General features: G+C 60.9%; 17 protein-coding genes. 8 read left to right on the top strand and 9 right to left on the bottom strand.

The window, feature by feature from the left end:
* Positions 1-25: 25 nt before the first annotated feature.
* The 4 genes from KGA81_RS27315 to KGA81_RS27330 form a co-directional block, all read right to left on the bottom strand.
* The gene (locus KGA81_RS27315; protein ID WP_007996874.1) at positions 26-808 is read right to left on the bottom strand and encodes a transporter substrate-binding domain-containing protein; all 783 of its coding nucleotides are present in this window, start codon (positions 806-808) and stop codon (positions 26-28) included.
* 225 nt (positions 809-1,033) lie between these two features.
* On the bottom strand, positions 1,034-2,704 hold the full coding sequence (locus tag KGA81_RS27320; RefSeq protein ID WP_223550293.1) for an ATP-dependent DNA ligase: 1,671 nt from the start codon (positions 2,702-2,704) through the stop codon (positions 1,034-1,036).
* The gene (locus KGA81_RS27325) at positions 2,701-3,735 is read right to left on the bottom strand and encodes a ligase-associated DNA damage response exonuclease (protein ID WP_223550295.1); all 1,035 of its coding nucleotides are present in this window, start codon (positions 3,733-3,735) and stop codon (positions 2,701-2,703) included. Before KGA81_RS27325 ends, KGA81_RS27320 begins: the two co-directional genes overlap by 4 nt.
* 191 nt (positions 3,736-3,926) lie before the next feature.
* Positions 3,927-6,377, bottom strand: a complete 2,451-nt coding sequence (locus KGA81_RS27330) for a penicillin acylase family protein (RefSeq protein WP_223550297.1) — start codon at positions 6,375-6,377, stop codon at positions 3,927-3,929.
* A 253-nt stretch (positions 6,378-6,630) separates the two neighbouring features.
* Here KGA81_RS27330 and KGA81_RS27335 point away from each other — a divergent pair, with 253 nt between their 5' ends.
* A complete protein-coding gene (locus KGA81_RS27335) occupies positions 6,631-7,188 on the top strand; it encodes a cysteine hydrolase family protein (RefSeq protein WP_223550361.1) in 558 nt (185 codons plus the stop codon).
* A gap of 180 nt (positions 7,189-7,368) precedes the next feature.
* On the opposite strand, the gene KGA81_RS27340 is transcribed toward KGA81_RS27335, so the two are convergent.
* From KGA81_RS27340 to KGA81_RS27355, 4 genes are all read right to left on the bottom strand, one after another.
* A complete protein-coding gene (locus tag KGA81_RS27340) occupies positions 7,369-7,575 on the bottom strand; it encodes an SEC-C metal-binding domain-containing protein (protein WP_007955014.1) in 207 nt (68 codons plus the stop codon).
* The gene (locus tag KGA81_RS27345; protein WP_223550299.1) at positions 7,572-8,066 is read right to left on the bottom strand and encodes an LEA type 2 family protein; all 495 of its coding nucleotides are present in this window, start codon (positions 8,064-8,066) and stop codon (positions 7,572-7,574) included. Before KGA81_RS27345 ends, KGA81_RS27340 begins: the two co-directional genes overlap by 4 nt.
* Positions 8,067-8,154: 88 nt before the next feature.
* Positions 8,155-8,631: a YchJ family protein gene (locus KGA81_RS27350; RefSeq protein ID WP_223550301.1), complete on the bottom strand. Its 477-nt coding sequence runs from the start codon at positions 8,629-8,631 to the stop codon at positions 8,155-8,157.
* Positions 8,632-8,635: 4 nt separating this feature from the next.
* A complete protein-coding gene (locus KGA81_RS27355; RefSeq protein WP_223550303.1) occupies positions 8,636-9,133 on the bottom strand; it encodes a DUF6231 family protein in 498 nt (165 codons plus the stop codon).
* A gap of 189 nt (positions 9,134-9,322) precedes the next feature.
* Between KGA81_RS27355 and KGA81_RS27360 the strand changes: the two genes are divergently transcribed.
* The 4 genes from KGA81_RS27360 (at position 9,323) to KGA81_RS27375 (ending at position 11,996) form a co-directional block, all read left to right on the top strand.
* On the top strand, positions 9,323-10,018 hold the full coding sequence (locus tag KGA81_RS27360; RefSeq protein WP_223550305.1) for an OmpA family protein: 696 nt from the start codon (positions 9,323-9,325) through the stop codon (positions 10,016-10,018).
* Positions 10,019-10,107: 89 nt separating this feature from the next.
* A complete protein-coding gene (locus tag KGA81_RS27365) occupies positions 10,108-10,818 on the top strand; it encodes an OmpA family protein (protein WP_223550307.1) in 711 nt (236 codons plus the stop codon).
* A gap of 148 nt (positions 10,819-10,966) precedes the next feature.
* Positions 10,967-11,245 carry a DUF1145 domain-containing protein gene (locus tag KGA81_RS27370; RefSeq protein WP_108216718.1) on the top strand — a complete coding sequence of 93 codons (279 nt, stop codon included), beginning with the start codon at positions 10,967-10,969 and terminating at the stop codon, positions 11,243-11,245.
* Positions 11,238-11,996, top strand: a complete 759-nt coding sequence (locus KGA81_RS27375; RefSeq protein WP_223550309.1) for a collagen-like protein — start codon at positions 11,238-11,240, stop codon at positions 11,994-11,996. Before KGA81_RS27370 ends, KGA81_RS27375 begins: the two co-directional genes overlap by 8 nt.
* Before the next feature lie 81 nt (positions 11,997-12,077).
* On the opposite strand, the gene KGA81_RS27380 is transcribed toward KGA81_RS27375, so the two are convergent.
* Entirely contained in the window at positions 12,078-12,542 is a 465-nt protein-coding gene (locus KGA81_RS27380; RefSeq protein WP_223550311.1) for a CopD family protein, read from the bottom strand.
* 98 nt (positions 12,543-12,640) lie between these two features.
* Here KGA81_RS27380 and dinG point away from each other — a divergent pair, with 98 nt between their 5' ends.
* The 3 genes from dinG to KGA81_RS27395 all read left to right on the top strand — a co-directional run bounded on the left by dinG (position 12,641) and on the right by KGA81_RS27395 (position 18,648).
* Positions 12,641-14,785, top strand: a complete 2,145-nt coding sequence (gene dinG, locus KGA81_RS27385) for an ATP-dependent DNA helicase DinG (protein WP_008016067.1) — start codon at positions 12,641-12,643, stop codon at positions 14,783-14,785.
* A gap of 96 nt (positions 14,786-14,881) precedes the next feature.
* Complete coding sequence (locus tag KGA81_RS27390; protein ID WP_223550312.1) at positions 14,882-17,284, top strand: beta-galactosidase; 2,403 nt, start codon at positions 14,882-14,884, stop codon at positions 17,282-17,284.
* A 218-nt stretch (positions 17,285-17,502) separates the two neighbouring features.
* The gene (locus KGA81_RS27395; protein WP_223550314.1) at positions 17,503-18,648 is read left to right on the top strand and encodes a serine hydrolase domain-containing protein; all 1,146 of its coding nucleotides are present in this window, start codon (positions 17,503-17,505) and stop codon (positions 18,646-18,648) included.
* Positions 18,649-18,724 lie beyond the last annotated feature (76 nt).

The following is an 18,724-nucleotide window of genomic DNA, read 5'->3' on the forward strand; positions in this document are numbered from 1 at the left end:
CCCATCCAGAGATGGGCGCCGGGCATTATTTGCCGCTGTACAGATTCAGATCGCCAAAGTGTTTCTTCTGGATGGTGGCGTAGGTGCCATCATCGTGTAACGCTTTGATACCTTTATCCAAAAGTGCTTTCAGCTCGGTGTTACCTTTCTTAATGCCAACCGCTGTTTTGGCCGGCAGCAGTTCATTGTCGACCGGCTTGCTGACTTCGTAGTCGGCACCCTGTGGCGACTTCAGGAAGCCCAGTTCGGCTTGCAGCATGTCCTGGATCCCGGCATCGAGACGACCGGAGGTCAAGTCAGCGTAGACCTGATCCTGGTTGGCGTAGGCCTGGGTTTTTACCCCGGCCTTGTCCAGAATGGCCTTGGCATAGGCTTCCTGAATGGTGCCTTGTTCGTAGCCGACGGTTTTGCCCTTGAGGGAGGCGACGTCTGCGGTCACGCCGGAACCTTTCTTGGACACGTAAGCGGTTGGGCCGGAAAACAGCTCGCTGGAGAAGTCGATGACTTTTTCACGGGCCGGGGTCACGGTCATCGACGAGATCACACCGTCGAATTTATTGGCTTTGAGGCCTGGAATCATGCCATCGAAGTCACTTTCGACCCACTTGCACTTGACCTTCAGCTCGGCGCAGATCGCGTTCCCCAGATCGATGTCGAAGCCCACCAGGCTGCCATCGGCCGCTTTCGACTCAAACGGTGCGTAAGAAGGGTCAACGCCGAAACGCAGTTCTTTGTACTCCTTCGCCATGGCGGAGCCAGCGGCCATGCACAATGCCAGTGCAGAAAGGGTCAGCAATGCTTTTTTCATTATTCAATCCCTAAAACCAATATGAGCGCTTGTGGCGCAGAATTATTGTTACTGGAAAGCGTAAGACCTGTTGAAAGTAGCAATTTCCGAACCAGAGTGCCGAACAAGCGTTTTAAAAGGTGTCTGGAAATAGCCGGAGACAGATTTATGCACGAAAACGGGCGCAGGGAAATGGCCGCACCGGTTCGACTCAAAAAGAAAAAATTTTGAGGATAAAAACAAGGCTCAGCCGAGCAGATTTTTCAGGGTCGTCAAACTGTCGGCTTCGTCGACCGACTTGTCCTGGCGCCAGCGCAACATCCGCGGAAAACGTACGGCAATGCCACTCTTGTGACGGCGAGAGGGGGCGATGCCCTCGAACCCCAATTCAAACACCAGACTCGGCTGGACGCTGCTCACCGGGCCGATTTTTTCCACCGTAGTCTTGCGCACGATGCTGTCGACCTGGCGAATTTCGTCATCGCTCAACCCTGAATACGCTTTGGCGAACGGCACCAGGGAACGTTCGCTGACGTCTGGCGGGCCGTCCCACACGGCGAACGTGTATTCGCTGTAGAGGCTGGCCCGACGTCCTTGCCCCCGTTGCGCATGGATCAGCACGGCGTCAACGCTGAACGGGTCGACTTTCCATTTCCACCACGCACCCACGTCCTTGGTCCGGCCGACACCGTACAAGGCATCGCGCGCCTTTAGCATCAGGCCTTCGACACCGAGGGCGCGGGATGCCTCACGCTGGCGGGCGAGGTCGAGCCAGGTGTCGCCGGTCACCAATGGCGAGAGGCGCAACCGCGGATTGGCGCAGTCACTGGCGACCCGTTCCAGTTGCGCGCGTCGCTCCGCCTGACACCGGTTGCGCCAGTCCTCACCTTGCCATTCAAGCAAATCGAAGGCGATTAACACAACTGGCACTTCTTCGAGGATTTTCCGGTCCAGGACCTTGCAAGCGATTCGTTTTTGCAAGAGGGCGAAAGGTTGCGTAGCTGGTTGAGAAAACTTGTCGATGCCGGTTGGCGCAAATTTCCAGGCGACGATTTCGCCGTCGATCACCGTGCCTTCGGGAAGGCTCAGAAATAAGCTGTCCAGTTCAGGGAAGCGTTCGGTCACCAGCCCTTCACCCCGCGACCAGATCCACAGTTGCCCGTCGCGCTTGATCACCTGGGCGCGGATGCCATCCCATTTCCATTCCGCCTGCCAGTGCTGGACAGGGCCGAGCAGTGCTTCGAATTGCTCCACGGGCGGCGACAAGACGTGGGCGAGGAAAAACGGGTAGGGCTCACCGCCACGCTGGGCGCGTTCATCCAGGGATTCGGCGGCGATCAGTTTCAGGTAGCGGGTGGCACTGGGGCGATGGGTCTGGTCGGTGTAACCTTCCATGCGCTGGGCCACACGTTTGCTGTCAAGATGAGCCATGGCTGCCAGGGCGCGGGTCACCAATAATCGGGACACCACGACGCGCAAGCTGCCGGTGATCAGTTTGATGCAGAGCATCAGGCTCGGACCGTCCAGTTGCGTCCACAGCGTCGGTAACCGTTGAGCGAGGGATTGCGCTGTTTCGCCGCGCAGCGGCAGCAATTTGTCCTCGATCCACGCGGCCAGCCCCTCGCTCGAATGATGCGACGATTGCGGTAAAACCAGCGAAATGGTTTCCGCGAGATCACCGACTGCCTGGTAACTCTCTTCGAACAGCCATTGCGGTAAACCGGAAAATGCCACGGCCAATTCGCGCAGTACCCGTACCGGCACCAATTGCCGGGGGCGTCCCCCCGACAGAAAGTACACCGCCCAGGCGGCATCTTCCGGAGTGGCCTGGGCGAAGTAGTTTTGCAATGCCGCCAGTCTGGCGTTGTTCGAAGTGGACGCGTCCAGTTCGGTATACAGCTCGGCGAACGCCTTCATGGCAGCATCTCGGCAGGCTCGGCGTCGGTGATGACCGCCTCCTCTTCGTGATCACCGTATTGGGTATCGAACGCCATGGCATCGTGCCCCTGCTCGTGCAGATGGCGTACCAGCGCGCCGGCCGAACCATGGGTCACCATGATCCGCCGAGCGCCAGTCTGTTCGATGGCCCAGAGCAGGCCGGGCCAGTCGGCGTGGTCGGACAGCACGAAGCCACGGTCCACACCGCGTAGCCGACGCGTGCCACGCAAACGCATCCAGCCACTGGCGAAACCATCGCTGTAATCGCCGAAGCGACGCATCCAGTTGCTGTTCGCCGTTGAAGGAGGGGCAAGCACCAGTGCTTTGCGCATCAGTGGGTCGCTCTTTTTTACGTCGGCGACATGAATCGTGGGCGGCAAATATACCCCCGCTTCGCGGTAAATCCCGTTGACGGGTTCGACGGCGCCATGCACCAGAATGGGACCGAGTCGTGGGTCGATGCCATGGAGAATGCGCTGGGCCTTGCCAAGGGAACAACAGAACAGCACGCTGGTTTTTTCGACAGCCGCATTGGCCTGCCACCATTGATTGATCTCGGCAAACACCTGTGCCTGGGGTTGCCAGCGGTAGATCGGCAGGCCAAAGGTCGACTCCGTGATGAAGGTGTCGCAACGTACCGGTTCAAACGGCGCGCAAGTGTCGTCGGGTTCTATCTTGTAGTCCCCGGATGCGACCCAGACTTGTGCGCCGTATTCCAGGCGTACTTGCGCCGAGCCAAGCACATGGCCAGCGGGATGAAAACTGAGGCGCACGCCTCGATGCAGCAGGCGTTCGCCATAGCGCAGGGTCTGCAGGTTGATGTCCTGGCCCAGTCGTGCGCGCAGGATGGCCTCGCCGGGTGCTGCCGCCAGGTAATGCTGATTGCCGGCGCGGGCATGATCGCCGTGGGCGTGGGTGATCACGGCGCGCTCGACCGGCCGCCACGGGTCGATGTAGAAGTCGCCGGCGGGGCAGTACAAACCTTCGGGGCGCGAGATAACAAGGTCCATGTCGTTACCGGAGTGGAGGGGCTTGTTAGCTATGAGGTTGGCGTGTGGCGAGAAGTTCTATTTGTTTTTGGGGGGATTAATATCAGCTTCCTGTGGGAGCTTGCTCGCGATAGCAGTATGTCAGTCACCAACGATGTTGACTGATATGGCGCCATCGCGAGCAAGCTCGCTCCTACAGGTAAAGGGCGGGGTTATTTGCCGGGCGTCAGCGTCAACCGTGCCTTGCCATAGGCATTGTCGAAGTTCTGCGGCTGCATCGGCAGGCTCATGTACTGGCCCTTGAGCCACGGTTCGATGCTGTTGAGGTAGTTCGGGCTGGCCGGGTTGCCGGATTGGCCGGTGCCGTTTTGTGCCATCAGCGGCTCGGACTGGCCGAAGTCGACGATAAAGCGCATGGCTGGCGCCAGCGTGGTGCTGAAATCCTGACCCCAGGCGAAGGCTGCGGTGTTGAGCGTGGTGTGATCACCACCGGCCGGCAGCGGTCCGCGTATGGTCTGGCCGCTGATGTTTTTCCATTCATAGCGGTGCAGTTTGCCCCACTGCCAGGCCTTGTGATCACTGCCCAACTGGCTGTCGCCTGCGCTGATCGCTGCGGCGAGGCTGCGGGCGAGGATGGCCGGTTTGTCTTCTTTCTGCGCGGTACGTACGTCATCCCAGAACGGGCTGTCTTCACGCCCGAGCAAGTGATCGGCCTGGGCCGCGTAGGAAAGCTTGCCATTGGCGACGAAGGCCTTCCATGCCGCGCTGCTTTCAGGACCCAGTTCATCGAGGAAGATCTGTCGGGTGCTTTCCTGCAGGAACAGTTCGTAGATGGCCGCGTCGGTGGAGGTCGGGCCGAGCTTGCCGTCGAACGCCATCAGGCGGCTGTAGGCCTCGTGTGCCTTGGCACGATCTGTCACCGGCAAGGCGTCCATGGCGTGTTTGAGCGGCTGGGCCATGCCTGGCGCTTCAAACATTTTCTTCAGCTTGGCTGCGAAGGTAGTGGTCTGGTCGTATTGCATGGCGATCAGGCTGCGGCTGTCGTGCTTGCCGGCGCCGGCCAGTTCTGCCAGGCGCTCGCCGCGTTCCGGAGCGGCCCAGGAATTGGACAACTGCATGCCGTAGCCATGGGGAATGACCCGCTGGTTGGCGGTGCCGAGCCAGCCTTGTGCCGGGTCCTGGTCGTACGGGTGCAGCATCGGGTCGGCGTAGCCGTCCCAATCGTAACGACCTTCCCAGCCGGGCGAGGGCAGCAGACCTTCGCCTTCGCGACGGTTCGGGTAACGACCGGTGACTTGCCAGCCGATGTGGCTCGCGTCGGCAAACACCAGGTTCAGCGCGATGGCGCGGATTTCGCGGCTGGCATCCGAGGCTTTCTCGACGCTCTGGGCGCGGGACAGGTCGAAGAACGCGTCCAGGGTCTTGTCGTCGGTGAAGCCTGGCGTCTGCAAGGCCAGGCCGAAACCATTGGCCAGAGTGCTGCCCTGGGCGCTGTTGAGCAGCGGGCCATGGCGGGTTTCGTACACCGCTTCGCGAATCGGCCGCTGGCCTTTGACGAAATAGGTTTCGTTGCGCACGATCGCCGGTTGCCACTTCCCGGCGTTTTCGTAGGTGAGCCCGTTGCCCTGGCGTTTGATCTTCTCCAGGAACAGGTCCTGGTTGTCGCCCATCACGGACGTCATGCTCCATGCCACCTTGCCGTTGAAACCACCGAGCACTATTGGCAGGCCCGCGATGGTCACGCCGGACGCCTGATACTTCGGCGCGCGAATCTGCACGTAACTGAACAACGAAGGCACACCCAGCGGGCCGTGACTGTCACTGGCCAGCAGGCTCTTGCCGCTGCGGCTGCGTTGCGGGGCGATGGCCCAGTTGTTCGACGAGGTGGCGCCGAGCAGGTTCAGGTCCGACAGTTGCCCGGTGGCCTTGCCGAGTTCAGCCAGCCCCGGCACTTGCCCGTTGAGTTTGATGCCTTGCAGTTTTTCGCTTTCGGCGACCGGCAGCTTTTCGTCGGGAGCCGACGGCGTCAGCCACGCCAGTTTGTCGGTGGTGACAGTCTGGGCCAGTACCAGTGAGGAAATTTCTTCCGGCAGGTTGGTCGACTGGCTGAAGTTCAACAGGCAGAAAATCAGTGCCGAATCTTCCGGCTGCCAGTATTCAGGCTGGTACCCGGACGCCGCGAGGTCCGCCGGCAGTTTGTCGCGGTAGCGGAACAGGTAGGCGTTGACGCCGCGCGCATAGACTTCGAAGAAACGCTTGAGACGCGGCGAAGAGGCCTTGTACAACTCGCCAGCACTCTTCTTCAGGTTGACCGCCCGCATGTACCGGTCGGCATCCAGCAGGTCGGCGCCGTGCATCTCGGCCAAACGGCCCTGGGCCAGCAGGCGTAGGGTGACCATCTGTGTGATGCGGTCGCTGGCATGCACGTAACCGAGGGTGAACAGCGCGTCGTGGAAGCTGTTGCTTTCGATCAGCGGCATGCCCATGGCATTGCGGCGCACCGAAACATTCTGCGCCAGGCCCTTGAGCGGTTGTACGCCGGAGGTCGGCGGGAGGGTGTCCTGGGCGTTGAAGTTCTGACAACCGGTCAGGCTCAAGACACCGGCCACTGCAGCGGCAACGCCGAACCGGGGTAGAAAATGAGTAAGGGCTGGCGAGGCCATGGCAAAGCTCCTGCGGGGGTGGTGGCGCAATAAAGGCGCTACGTTAGTGAGCAGGCGATGGCCGCGCAAGCGGGGTAAGAGGTTATTTCAGGATTTGTCAAAGATCGCAGCCTTCGGCAGCTCCAGTAGAGATGCGCCGATCTCGCGCAGGAGCTGCCGAAGACTGCGATCTTTTGATCTCAACAGTGGCTTGCCAGCCGTAACCGGTGATATTGAAGTGCGACACGCTCAACAATCCAGGAGAACAGTCGGCATGGAGCTCAAGGCAAACGCGGCACTGATCATCATCGATCAACAAAAAGGCATCCTGCATCCCAGGCTCGGTCGCCGGAATAATCCTCAGGCTGAAGAGCGCGTGCTGGAATTGCTCGACCTTTGGCGGCGCACCGCCCGGCCGGTGATCCATGTGCAACACCTGTCCCGCTCGGAGCACTCGGTATTCTGGCCGCAGCAGTCGGGGGTTGAGTTTCAGGAACGGTTTCAGCCAATGGCTGGTGAGCGCTTGATCCAGAAACAGGTGCCGGATGCGTTTTGTTCAACGGGGCTGGAGGCGCAGTTGCGCGAGGCAGGGATCGGGCAGTTGATCATCGTCGGTGTTGCGACCCACAACTCGGTGGAATCGACGGCGCGTACCGCAGGCAACCTGGGGTTTGATACCTGGGTGGTCGAGGATGCGTGCTTTACCTTCGACAAGGCTGATTTTTTCGGCCATGCCCATAGCGCCGAAGAGGTGCATGCGATGTCGCTGGGGAATTTGCACGGCGAGTACGCAACTGTTGTCAGTACTGCCGACCTATTAAAGGCTGACTGAAAAACCTGTAGGAGCGAGCTTGCTCGCGAAAGCGGCATGGCCGTCACATCATTGTTGCATGTACCGCCGTCTTCGCGGGCAAGCCCGCTCCTACAGACGCTTGTGTCGTTTATGACACTGCGGGAGCGAGCCTGCTCGCGAAGGCGATTCAACAGGCGAAGCAAATCTTCGCCCGAAGCATCAAGCGCCGTGGCACTTCTTGAATTTCTTGCCGTTGCCGCATGGGCACGGATCGTTGCGGCCGACGTCTTTCAGGGCATTGCGCACCGGTTCCTGGTGAGCGTGGCCGCAGTTCGGACCGTGGACATGGCCGTGGTCGTGATCATGGTGGTGATGGTCATGATCGTGGTTGCAGTCAGGGCCGTGGACATGGGGTTGCTGGGTCATCGGTGTTGCTCCGGAATTAGATCGGCGGCGATTATCACGCCATTGCGCGCCAGGTGCACGTAGTGGGCGATGAATATACCGGTTTGCAGTTCACCTTCCAGACGATAGGGAATGGGCTGATCGGATTTTTTCAGCAGTTTGGCCAGATCACGGACCTTGGACCACAGGTTGGTGCGGATCGGTACCTTGAAGTAAGCGCTGTGCCTGGGGCCGATGGTGAACCAATGTTCGTACTCGCCGTCGGCCAGCAGCATGTCACCCAAGTGAACGCGGTATTCCATACTGCGCACCGTCAGGTCGCTGTCGTTGGGGTTGTCAATGCGAAAATGCAGAAGGAATTCCTGTTCCAGCAATTTGGCGCGGACCACCTCGATCTTCACCAGATGGACCTCGGGGTCCGGCAAGTCGTCGCCGAACCACGATGCACAGCCGCCGAGTCCGAGTGTCAGGAACAACGTGAGCAGATAGAGTGCGCCGCGGCGGATGATCATCGTGGTGTTTCTCCCTTGGGCCCCTGGTCCAGACCCAAAAGATCGCAGCCTTCGGCAGCTCTTGCGGGGTGGACAGACATTCCATGTCCTAACTGCTGAAATACCCGGCGCAACACTTCTTGAACTTCTGCCCGCTCGCGCACGGGCAGGTGTCGTTGCGTCCGGGCTTGAGCGGCACGGTGGGGTCGATGAAATACCAGCGCCCGGCGTTTTGTACAAATGAGGAACGCTCGCGGTGGCTGTGCTCGCCATTGCTGTCGTGCCAGCGTGCAGTGAAAGTCACGAAGGCGTGTTCAGGCTGGCCGCCCAGCACTTCGGAGCTTTCCACCTCAAGGCCCAGCCACGTACTTTGCGCGCTCCAGTCGCTGATCGATTGACGGTCCAGGCCGGCCTGTTGGGCGGGCAGGGTGGTGACCACCAGATAGTCGACCAACCCCAGCACGTAGGCGCTGTAGCGCGAGCGCATCAAGGCTTCGGCGCACGGCGCCGGGTGTCCGGCATGGTAGTGACCGCAGCAGGCGTCGAGCGGGGTGCCGCTGCCGCAAGGGCAAATGGATGTACTCATTGCATTACCACCAGTATTTCCCGAAGTTTTCCGGATTGGCCCAGAAGCGCGAATTGAGCCAGTCAGGGACTTGTTTGTATTCAAGCAGATCGTAGGTGAACAGGGTCAAGACCTGTTCGTCCCGTTGAAAGCGTTCGCTGGCTTGTAGGGCCAGGGAAAAAAAGTCGGTTTCCTGCCAGCCACACGCTGACAGATCCGCCAACACGGCGATGCGGCTGGCGTTGAGGTTGCGAATGCCGCCCAGCAGATTCAGGCCGTTGCGCTTGGGCAAATGCTCCAGGCAATCGACCACCAGGGCCAGGTCGAAACGGCGGGCCGCCAACTCGTCGGGCAATGGGCCGGGGGCTGCGAAAGCGACGCAGCTGTCCGGGTGCGCGAGTTTGAACGCTTCCAGTGCCGGGAATTCGCTGGCGCCGATCAACAGCAGGCGCGCGGGGGCATACCGGTCAAGTAACGCGGCCAGTGCCTGTTGTGGCGTGCGTGAAGAAATACCTGCAATCATCGAAGACCCTCAATCAGATCTGCCAAGACTAGCCTGCCCGAACGTTCGGGCCTAGAGCGGCCTGGCGACAAAAGCGCCAACCTGGCGTTAATACACGAATAAACAGCATGGCCTATTGCTGGCGGAGATTAAAACTCGGGTCTTTACTACCTGAATCGGTTTTAAGCCGATCCCTCAGGAGAAAACTAGATGAGCATAGTACGGACAGCATTACCCTTGGTTCTGCTAACCAGTGTCTTGACTGGTTGCGCAGGTTTGCAGAAAACCGACTGGCCGACCTGTGCGGCGGTCGGTGGTGTCGTGGGTGCGGGCCTCGGTGCGACCGAAAGCTCGGCATGGGCAGGGTATGGTGCTCTGCTCGTCGGCGGTACGGCGGCGGCTTATTGCTGGGTTCATGGTGATGGCGACGAAGACGGCGATGGTGTGCCAGATAGTCGCGACAAGTGCCCAGGCACGCCAAAAGGCGTCAAGGTCGATGCCAACGGTTGCCCACCACCTGCACCTGCACCCATGGTCGAAGAAGTGGCTGTAGTCCAGGAAGAAACTATCGTCATCCGCGATGTTCACTTCCAGTTTAATAAGGCCACGCTTACCTCGTCCGATAAACAGGTACTCGACAAGATTGCCACTCGCCTGAAAGCCGAGGCCCCTACTGCTCAACTGACCGTAACCGGCCATACCGACAGCGTGGGCAGTGACGCCTATAACCAGAAACTGTCGGATAAACGCGCCCACTCGGTGGTTGAATACCTCATCGGGCAAGGCGTGCCTCGCAGCAACTTCGTGTCGGTTGTCGGTGCCGGTGAAAGCCAGCCAGTGGCGGACAACAAGACCGCTGACGGCCGCGCACAGAACCGTCGTACCGAAATCAAAATCCAGCGTTAAGCCCCCCGCGTCCGCGCCTTGTGCAGTCGTGGATGCGGGTCTTTACTCCTGTGTAGCCGGTATTGGCCGGTGACACAGGAGCTTTCAACATGATCGTTCTCACAAGGACCGTCTTGCCGGTTCTGCTACTTGGCAGCCTCTTGACCGGTTGCGCCACCCACAGCGATGGCACTGCCCCCCTCAATCAACGCACCTGGCCAGTTTGCAGCCTGATCGGCGGCCTGGTCGGAGGTGGTCTGGGCGCAATCGAGAGCGGCGCCTGGGCCGGGGGTGGGGCGGCGCTGGGTATCTTGTCCGGCGGCCTGATCTGTTATGCCCAGGATGGCGACGAAGACGGCGACGGCGTTTTCGACCGACGCGACCGTTGCCCTGACACCCCCGCCAATACCCCGGTCGACCATCGCGGTTGTCCGGTGCCGCAGTACCCGGACCGCGTCCAGGCCGAGCCTGCGCAATCGGAAGTCATCACCCTGAGCGATGATGTGCTGTTTGCTTTCAACCAATCCGACCTGACCCCGACGGCGAAGAGTCAACTGGACGCGTTGATGAGCAAGTTCGAGGATGCCGATGTGGTCAGCATCAAAGTGGTCGGCCATACCGACAGCGTCGGTTCGGATGCCTATAACCAGACCTTGTCGGAGCGACGTGCCAGCAGCGTGGCGGAATACTTGCTGAGCCAGGGTGTGGCGCCGAACAAGGTCACCAGCGAAGGCAAGGGCGCGAGCCAGCCGATTGCCGACAACGAAACAGAAGAAGGCCGTGCGAAAAACCGTCGCGTGGATCTGCATATAAACCGCTGAGCCAAGAGATAGAGCCGTCGGGCGACATTTGTGAGCGGTGCGACGGCCGTTCGGCGGCCTGCATGAAGATTTTTCCGTTGCCCTCTGGCTTATCCCGCGTGGAAGCCGTTACTGTGCGCGCAAACAATAATTCTCATCGGGGGCGCGTATGAAAGTCTTATGGGGACTGGGGCGGTTACTGACCTTGCTGTTCTGGTCGGTAGTGCTGGTCAATCTGCTCACACCGTTCGTCTTTCCGCTGCATCCGTTGGTCAACCTGGCTGGCGGCCTGTTGGGGTTCATCCATCTTCTGGAAGCGTTGCTGTGCTATCGCAGCCTCCGGGGTCGCGCCCATCCCTGGCTTGACCGTCTGAAGATCGTCATTTTCGGCGTATTCCATCTGCAAACCATTCCAGCCCCCACCGCTTCGAAGGCTTCCCATGCGTAAACTCTGTCTGCTCGCCGCACTCATCAGCCCATTGGCCAGCGCACAGGTGGTCAGTGTCGAACCCAACTCGCTGATGCGCTTGCCCAACACCGCCAGCACCCTGCAGCTGGAACGCCTGGAAGTGGCCGATTACGGCACCTTGCTGATCCCCTCGAACGTCACCGAAGTCATCGTGGGTGAATTGCATCTGGGGCGTGAAGCGCGCATTGCCATCGTGCCGGGGGAACAGGCGCTGGCACTGAAGGTTCGTCGCGCTGATCTGTCCGAAGGCAGTCAGATCACCGCCCGTGGCGCACCCGGGACCTATCAGAAGGCCGCCCGATCCGGACGCAACCTTGATTTGCAGATCAAGGCACTCAACGCTCCGCAGTTGATCGTTGATGCTCGTGGTGGTGCGGGCGCACCAGGGTTCATTGGTCTCGATGGGGCCAATGGCCAGGAACCGGGCTGCACCTGGGGGCAGGCTGGTCGCGGTGCCGATGGCAGTGATGGCAGCAATGGTCAGCCGGGGGCACCGGGGGCTCTGGTTAAACTGGCAGTGCCGCACGACTACCCGGCAGACCGGATCAAGGTGCAGGTGGCCGGCGGTGTCGGTGGCCTGGCCGGTCCTGGCGGCAAGCCGGGCGCGGGCGGCAAGGCCAAGGGTTGCCTGATTTACAAGGCCGATGGCGGCAAGAGCGGTAAACCTGGGACTGATGGTCAGCCTGGGCCGGAAGGCGCGGCGGGTTCGGTGACGGTGCAGCGGTTGTAAGCAATCGCCGAAATGTGTGTCGTCTAGTCGATTGTCTTCGCGGGCAAGTCGGTGCGGCGCTCCGACTTGCCCGCGAAGCTTTTAAAGCGTCGGCCGAACCGCCGCTATCGCCACCACCGCCAACCCCACCAGCAGATTGATCCCCACCAACCGGCGAATCCGTCCCAGTATCGCGGCCCCGGCTGGCCAATCCTGCCCGGCCACGGCGGTGCGCAGTTCCGGCAGCATCAGCGCCTGAATGCGGATAAACAGCGCGGTCATCACCACATACAAGCCCATCATCACCTGTACATAGCGCGGCGCGTTTTCAAAACCGGTGAAGTGCAGATTCAGCATGCCCACGCCGCTGACCGGCAACAGCACCACCGCCACCCAGACCCAGCGGAAAAAACCTTGAAACACTTCTACCCACAGCTTCAGCCGGGCAGGGCCCTCCAGTGCCGTGATCGCCGCGGGGCGCAGGACCATCCAGGCGAAAAACATGCCGCCGACCCAGACCAGGGCTGCCAGTACATGCAGGCTATAAATGAGGCTAAAAGGTGTCATTGGGTTACTCCGTTCTGCGCGGTATTCATTAGCGGGGTATGATAGCGGCCAAACCGAACCACTGAAAATTTATCCAGCGTTTTTGCGCCCGACAATCCATGATCAGCACTGAACTCAAAACCACGATCCAGGGCGCCTACTCGCGTTTTCTCGAAGCCAAGAGCCTCAAGCCGCGTTACGGCCAACGCCTGATGATTGCCGAAGTCGCCAAGGTTCTGGGTGACATCGACACCGACGACGAAGGCCGGCGCAGTGGCGACCCCGCGATTGTCGCGGTGGAAGCCGGCACGGGTACCGGCAAGACCGTAGCCTACAGCCTGGCGGCGATTCCCACGGCGAAGGCCGCCGGCAAGCGCCTGGTGATCGCCACGGCCACCGTGGCCCTGCAAGAGCAGATCGTCTACAAGGACTTGCCCGACCTGATGCGCAACAGCGGGCTGAACTTCAGCTTCGCCCTGGCCAAGGGGCGCGGGCGCTACATGTGCCTGTCCAAGCTCGACATGTTGCTTCAGGAAGGCCACGCGCAGACCGCCACGGCGCAGTTGTTCGAAGAAGAAGGTTTCAAGATCGAGGTCGACGAGGCCAGCCAGAAGCTGTTCACCAGCATGATCGAGAAGCTCGCCGGCAATAAATGGGACGGCGACCGCGACAGTTGGTCAACCGCCCTGGAAGACGCCGACTGGGCGCGCTTGACCACCGACCACAGCCAGTGCACCAACCGTCATTGCCCGAACTTCGGCCAGTGCGCGTTCTACAAGGCCCGCGAAGGCATGGGCAAGGTTGACGTGATCGTCACCAACCACGACATGGTACTGGCCGACCTGGCCCTGGGTGGCGGCGCCGTGTTGCCGGACCCGCGTGACACCATCTACGTGTTCGACGAAGGCCATCACCTGCCGGACAAGGCCATCGGCCACTTCGCTCATTACACGCGCCTGCGCTCCACCGCCGACTGGCTGGAAACCACCGCCAAGAACCTCACCAAACTGCTGGCCCAGCACCCGTTGCCGGGCGACCTGGGCAAGTTGATCGAACAGGTGCCGGAGCTGGCGCGGGAGATCAAGACCCAGCAGCAGTTCATGTTCACCGCCTGCGAGCAGATTGCCGATTTCAAACCCGGTGAAGACGTCGAAGGCCGCGAGCGCCCGCGTCACCGATTCGTCGGCGGTGTGATTCCCGAGCACATGCGCGAGATGGGCATTGAACTGAAGAAAGGCTTCGCGCGGCTGACGGACCTGTTCACCCGCCTGACCGACCTGCTCAAGGAAGGCATGGACGGCGAGGTCAACATTGGCATCGCCAGCAATCAGGCCGAGGAGTGGTATCCGCTGTTCGGCAGCCTGTTGTCGCGTTCTTCCGGCAACTGGGAGCTGTGGACCGCCTTTACCGTCGAAGACCCGGAAGACAACCCGCCCATGGCCCGCTGGCTGACCCTGGCCGAAAGCGGCTCGCTGTTCGACATCGAGGTCAACGCAAGTCCCATCCTCGCGGCGGAAATGCTCCGGCGCAATTTGTGGAATGTCGCGTATGGCTGTCTGGTGACCTCGGCGACCTTGACCGCACTCGGCACCTTCGACCGCTTCCGCATGCGCGCCGGCCTGCCGAAAAAAGCCGTGACGGCGGTGGTGCCAAGCCCGTTCCATCATGCCGACGCCGGTGTGTTGCGGGTGCCGAACCTGAACGCCGACCCACGTGATGCTGCAGCGCATACCGCCGCGATCATTCGGGATCTGCCTGAATTGGTCGAAGGCTCGCGGGGCACGCTGGTGCTGTTTTCCTCGCGTAAACAGATGCAGGACGTGTTCGACGGCCTGGACCGCGACTGGCGCAAGCAAGTGTTCATCCAGGGCAACCTGTCGAAGCAGGAAACCCTCAACAAGCACAAGGCACGAGTCGATGGTGGCGATTCCAGCGTGCTGTTCGGCCTGGCGAGCTTCGCCGAAGGGGTCGACTTGCCCGGTGCCTATTGCGAGCACGTGGTGATTGCCAAGATTCCATTCTCGGTACCCGATGATCCCGTCGAAGCAGCCTTGTCAGAATGGATCGAAGCCCGGGGTGGCAATCCGTTCATGGAAATCTCCGTGCCGGACGCCTCGCTGAAGCTGGTCCAGGCCTGCGGTCGCTTGCTGCGCACCGAAGAAGACCGCGGCACCATCACCTTGCTCGATCGGCGCCTGGTGACCCAGCGCTATGGCAAAGCCATCCTCAATGCGTTGCCGCCGTTCCGTCGGGAAATTTCCTGAAACACCGGTGGGCAGTTTTGCCCACCGCGTTGTCTATCTCTCTGCCATCGCTTTTCCACTGGCCCATTGAAGGTCGTTAGGGAGATTTTCGTTCTCATGATTTGCCGTTCGTTGCCTGCTGTTTTTGCCCTGCTGTTCGCAACACCTCTGCTGGCCGCTCCCGCCAGCCCGCAGACGCTGTTCAACTTTGTGCGCCCCGCCGACGTGGTCCAGGTGGTGACACAGGACGCCAGCCTGCCGCAATCCAACGCCGAGCAAACCCCCGAGGGCGAAGTGCTGCGCCGGGTGACGTTCAACCCGGTCACCCGGCCGACTTTGCGTCTGACCCCGCAAACCGGCGTCTGGGACTGGTCGCAGTCGGGCGTCATGAGCCTGCGGATCCAGAACGCGATGAACTGGGCCCTGACCCTGTATGTAACCATCCAGAGCAACGACGGCAAGACACTGGTCAGTCGCGTCGACCTGCCAGCGGGGCCTGCGCAAACCTTGTTGGTGCCTTTGCAAGCGACATCACCACTGAGCGAGGGCATGAAGGCTGGCCCGCCGATGCCAATGACCGTCGAAGGTCAGCGTGTGTTGCTGGTCAGTAGCGCCGGTGACCTGGATCGCAGCCAGGTGGTGTCGGTGAGCTTGTCGATGGACCAGCCGAAGGTCGCGCAAAGCATCCTGCTGGAACGCTTTGGTGTGCAGGACGGCGATTCGATCACCCAAGCCGTGTATGGCGGACTGGTGGATGCATACGGCCAGTCGACCCGGGCTAAATGGCCGGAAAAAATCAGCAGCGACGAACAACTCAAGGGCGCTGCCGGCAAGGAGCGGCAGCAACTGAAAACCTGGCTGGCCGAGCGCGAAAAGTCCTCCCTGGACAAATTCGGTGGTTTGACCAAAGGCCCGTCCTTCAAGGCCAGCGGTTTTTTCCGCACAGAGAAGCATGACGGTCGCTGGTATCTGGTGACGCCTGAGGGCCACCCGTTCTATTCCCTCGGGGTCAATACCGTGGCCCCGGATGTCAACCAGACCTATGTTGCCGGTCGCGAGTGGATGTTCGAATCCCTGCCCAAGGCCGACGAGGCGCTGGCCAGCCACTATGGCGAAGGCGACAACCGTGGCGGCAACGGAGCCGATCAAGGACGCGGCTACAATGCCGGTCGCTGGTACGACTTCTACGCTGCCAACCTGCAGCGTCTGTATGGTGATCCTTGCGCGTTGGGCAGCGAAACCAAGACCGGCGTCACCGAAGCGGCCAAGCCCGAAGCGGCGGTAGCGAAAGCGCCAGAGCCGAAATCTGTCGAACCGTGCAAAGCGCTGTTCGACGAGCAACGCTGGGCCAGTCACACCCTGGATCGCTTGCAGGCCTGGGGCTTCAACACCATTGGCAACTGGAGTGCGCCGGTGCTGGGTAACGCTGATCGCGTGCCGTACACCTTGCCGCTGTCGATCGTCGGCGACTACGCCAGCATCAGCACCGGCCCCGACTGGTGGGGCGGCATGCCCGACCCGTTCGACCCGCGTTTCGCCATGGCCACCGAACGTGCCGTGGCGATTGCCGCTCGCGACCATCGTGACGATCCGTGGCTGATCGGTTACTACGCCGACAACGAGCTGGCCTGGGCCGGTCCAGGGGATGACCCGAAAGCCCGTTATGCCCTGGCCTACGGCACCTTGAAAATGACTACTGACGTGCCGGCCAAGCGCGCGTTCCTCAAGCAACTGCGCGACAAGTACCGCAATCAGGCTGGCCTGTCGAAAGCCTGGGGCATTGATCTGCCGGCCTGGGAGTTGATGGAAGATCCGGGGTTCGTACCGCCATTGCCAAGCGCCGAACACCCGGAAATCGAGGCTGACTTCAAATACTTCCAGAAGGTCTTTGCCGATACCTATTTCAAGACCCTCTCCGATTCACTCAAGTGGCACGCACCGAACCAGCTGCTGCTCGGCGGCCGTTTCGCCATCAGCACGCCGGAGGCCGTGGAGTCCTGCGCCCAGTATTGCGACGTGTTGAGTTTCAACATGTATACCTTGCAACCTCAGGATGGGTACGACTTCGCCAATCTGCGCAGTCTCGACAAACCCGTGCTGATCACCGAGTTCAATTTCGGCTCGACCGATCGTGGCCCGTTCTGGGGTGGCGTCACGCCGTTGGCGAAGGAGGAGGACCGCGGTGCGGCGTATGCCAACTTCCTCAAGCAGGCCTTGAGCGAGCCGTCGATTGTTGGCGTGCATTGGTTTGAGTACCTCGATCAACCGGTCACCGGGCGTCTGCTTGACGGTGAAAACGGTCACTTCGGGTTGGTGGGCATTACTGATCTGCCGTTCCAGGGCTTTGTCGACAGCGTGCGCAAGAGCAACCTGGCGATGGTCGAGCAATTGGGCAAGGAGGCGGAGAAGGCTGCGGCTGCCGCCGACAAAGCCAGTCATGACGCCGAAGGTGGCCGCAAGGCCGAGGCCGGCAAGGGGCCGGGGAAGGGCGCGGGTGGGCATTCCGGTAAAGGTCACTAAGACTACCGCGTCATCGTTCTTCGCTGGCAAGCCAGCTCCTACAGATCACCACCGCTCTTGTAGGAGCTGGCTTGCCAGCGAAGGCGCCCCTGAGGTCACGGTAGATTTTTAATCCATTCCATTTACGACTGACCATCCAGCCCAACCCTGTTCCCAAAACCCTCAAGGGCTGGAACAATGCCCGCCACTTTGTAGAGCGTTAATCCGGGGAGTTACGGGTGCAGATTCAGGGTCATTACGAGCTTAAATTCGAAGCTGTGCGAGAGGCGTTCGCGGCGCTGTTCGACGATCCCCAGGAGCGTGGCGCAGCGTTGTGCGTTCGGATTGGTGGCGAAACCGTCCTCGATCTGTGGGCCGGCACTGCGGACAAGGATGGGGCCGAGGCTTGGCACAGCGACACCATCGCCAACCTGTTCTCCTGCACCAAGACCTTTACCGCAGTCACTGCGCTGCAATTGGTGGCCGAAGGCAAGCTGCAACTGGATGCCCCGGTTGCGCGCTACTGGCCCGAATTTGGCGCTGCCGGCAAAGAGTCCGTCACCCTGCGTCAACTGCTTTGCCATCAGGCCGGTCTGCCGGCATTACGCGAGTTACTGGCCCCCGAAGCCCTTTACGGCTGGCAAACCATGGTCGACGCCCTGGCCGCCGAAGCGCCGTGGTGGACGCCGGGCGAGGGTCACGGTTACGCGGCGATCACCTATGGCTGGCTGGTCGGCGAGTTGCTGCGCCGTGCCGACGGTCGTGGACCGGGGGAATCCATCGTCGCGCGGGTCGCCAAACCGTTGGGCCTGGACTTTCATGTGGGGCTGGCCGACGAAGAGTTCTATCGCGTGGCCCACATTGCGCGGGGCAAGGGAAATGTCGGCGATGCCGCCGCCCAGCGCCTGCTGCAAGTGACCATGCGTGAGCCAACTGCCATGACGACCAGGGCTTTCACCAACCCGCCGTCGATCATGACCAGCACCAACAAACCCGAGTGGCGACGCATGCAGCAGCCGGCCGCCAATGGCCATGGCAATGCCCGCAGCCTGGCCGGGTTCTACTCAGGCTTGCTGGACGGCAGCCTGCTGGAAAGCGAAATGCTCGATGAACTGACCCGCGAGCACAGTCTCGGCGAGGACAAGACTTTACTCACCCGGACCCGTTTCGGTCTGGGTTGCATGCTCGATCAACCGAACGTTGCCAATGCCACCTTCGGCCTCGGTCCGCGGGCGTTTGGTCATCCCGGCGCCGGCGGTTCCGTTGGCTTTGCTGACCCGGAGCACGATGTGGCCTTCGGATTTGTGACAAATACCCTGGGGCCGTACGTCTTGATGGATCCGCGCGCGCAAAAGCTGGTGCGGGTTCTGGCCACTTGTCTGTAAAAGCGCTCATCGGGTTCCAGTGCTGGAACCCGATTGCTTTTCCAGTTTCAAAGCGTCTGTTTATACGGGCCGATGT

This window comes from Pseudomonas sp. A-B-19 (assembly GCF_019947515.1).
Classification (GTDB): domain Bacteria; phylum Pseudomonadota; class Gammaproteobacteria; order Pseudomonadales; family Pseudomonadaceae; genus Aquipseudomonas.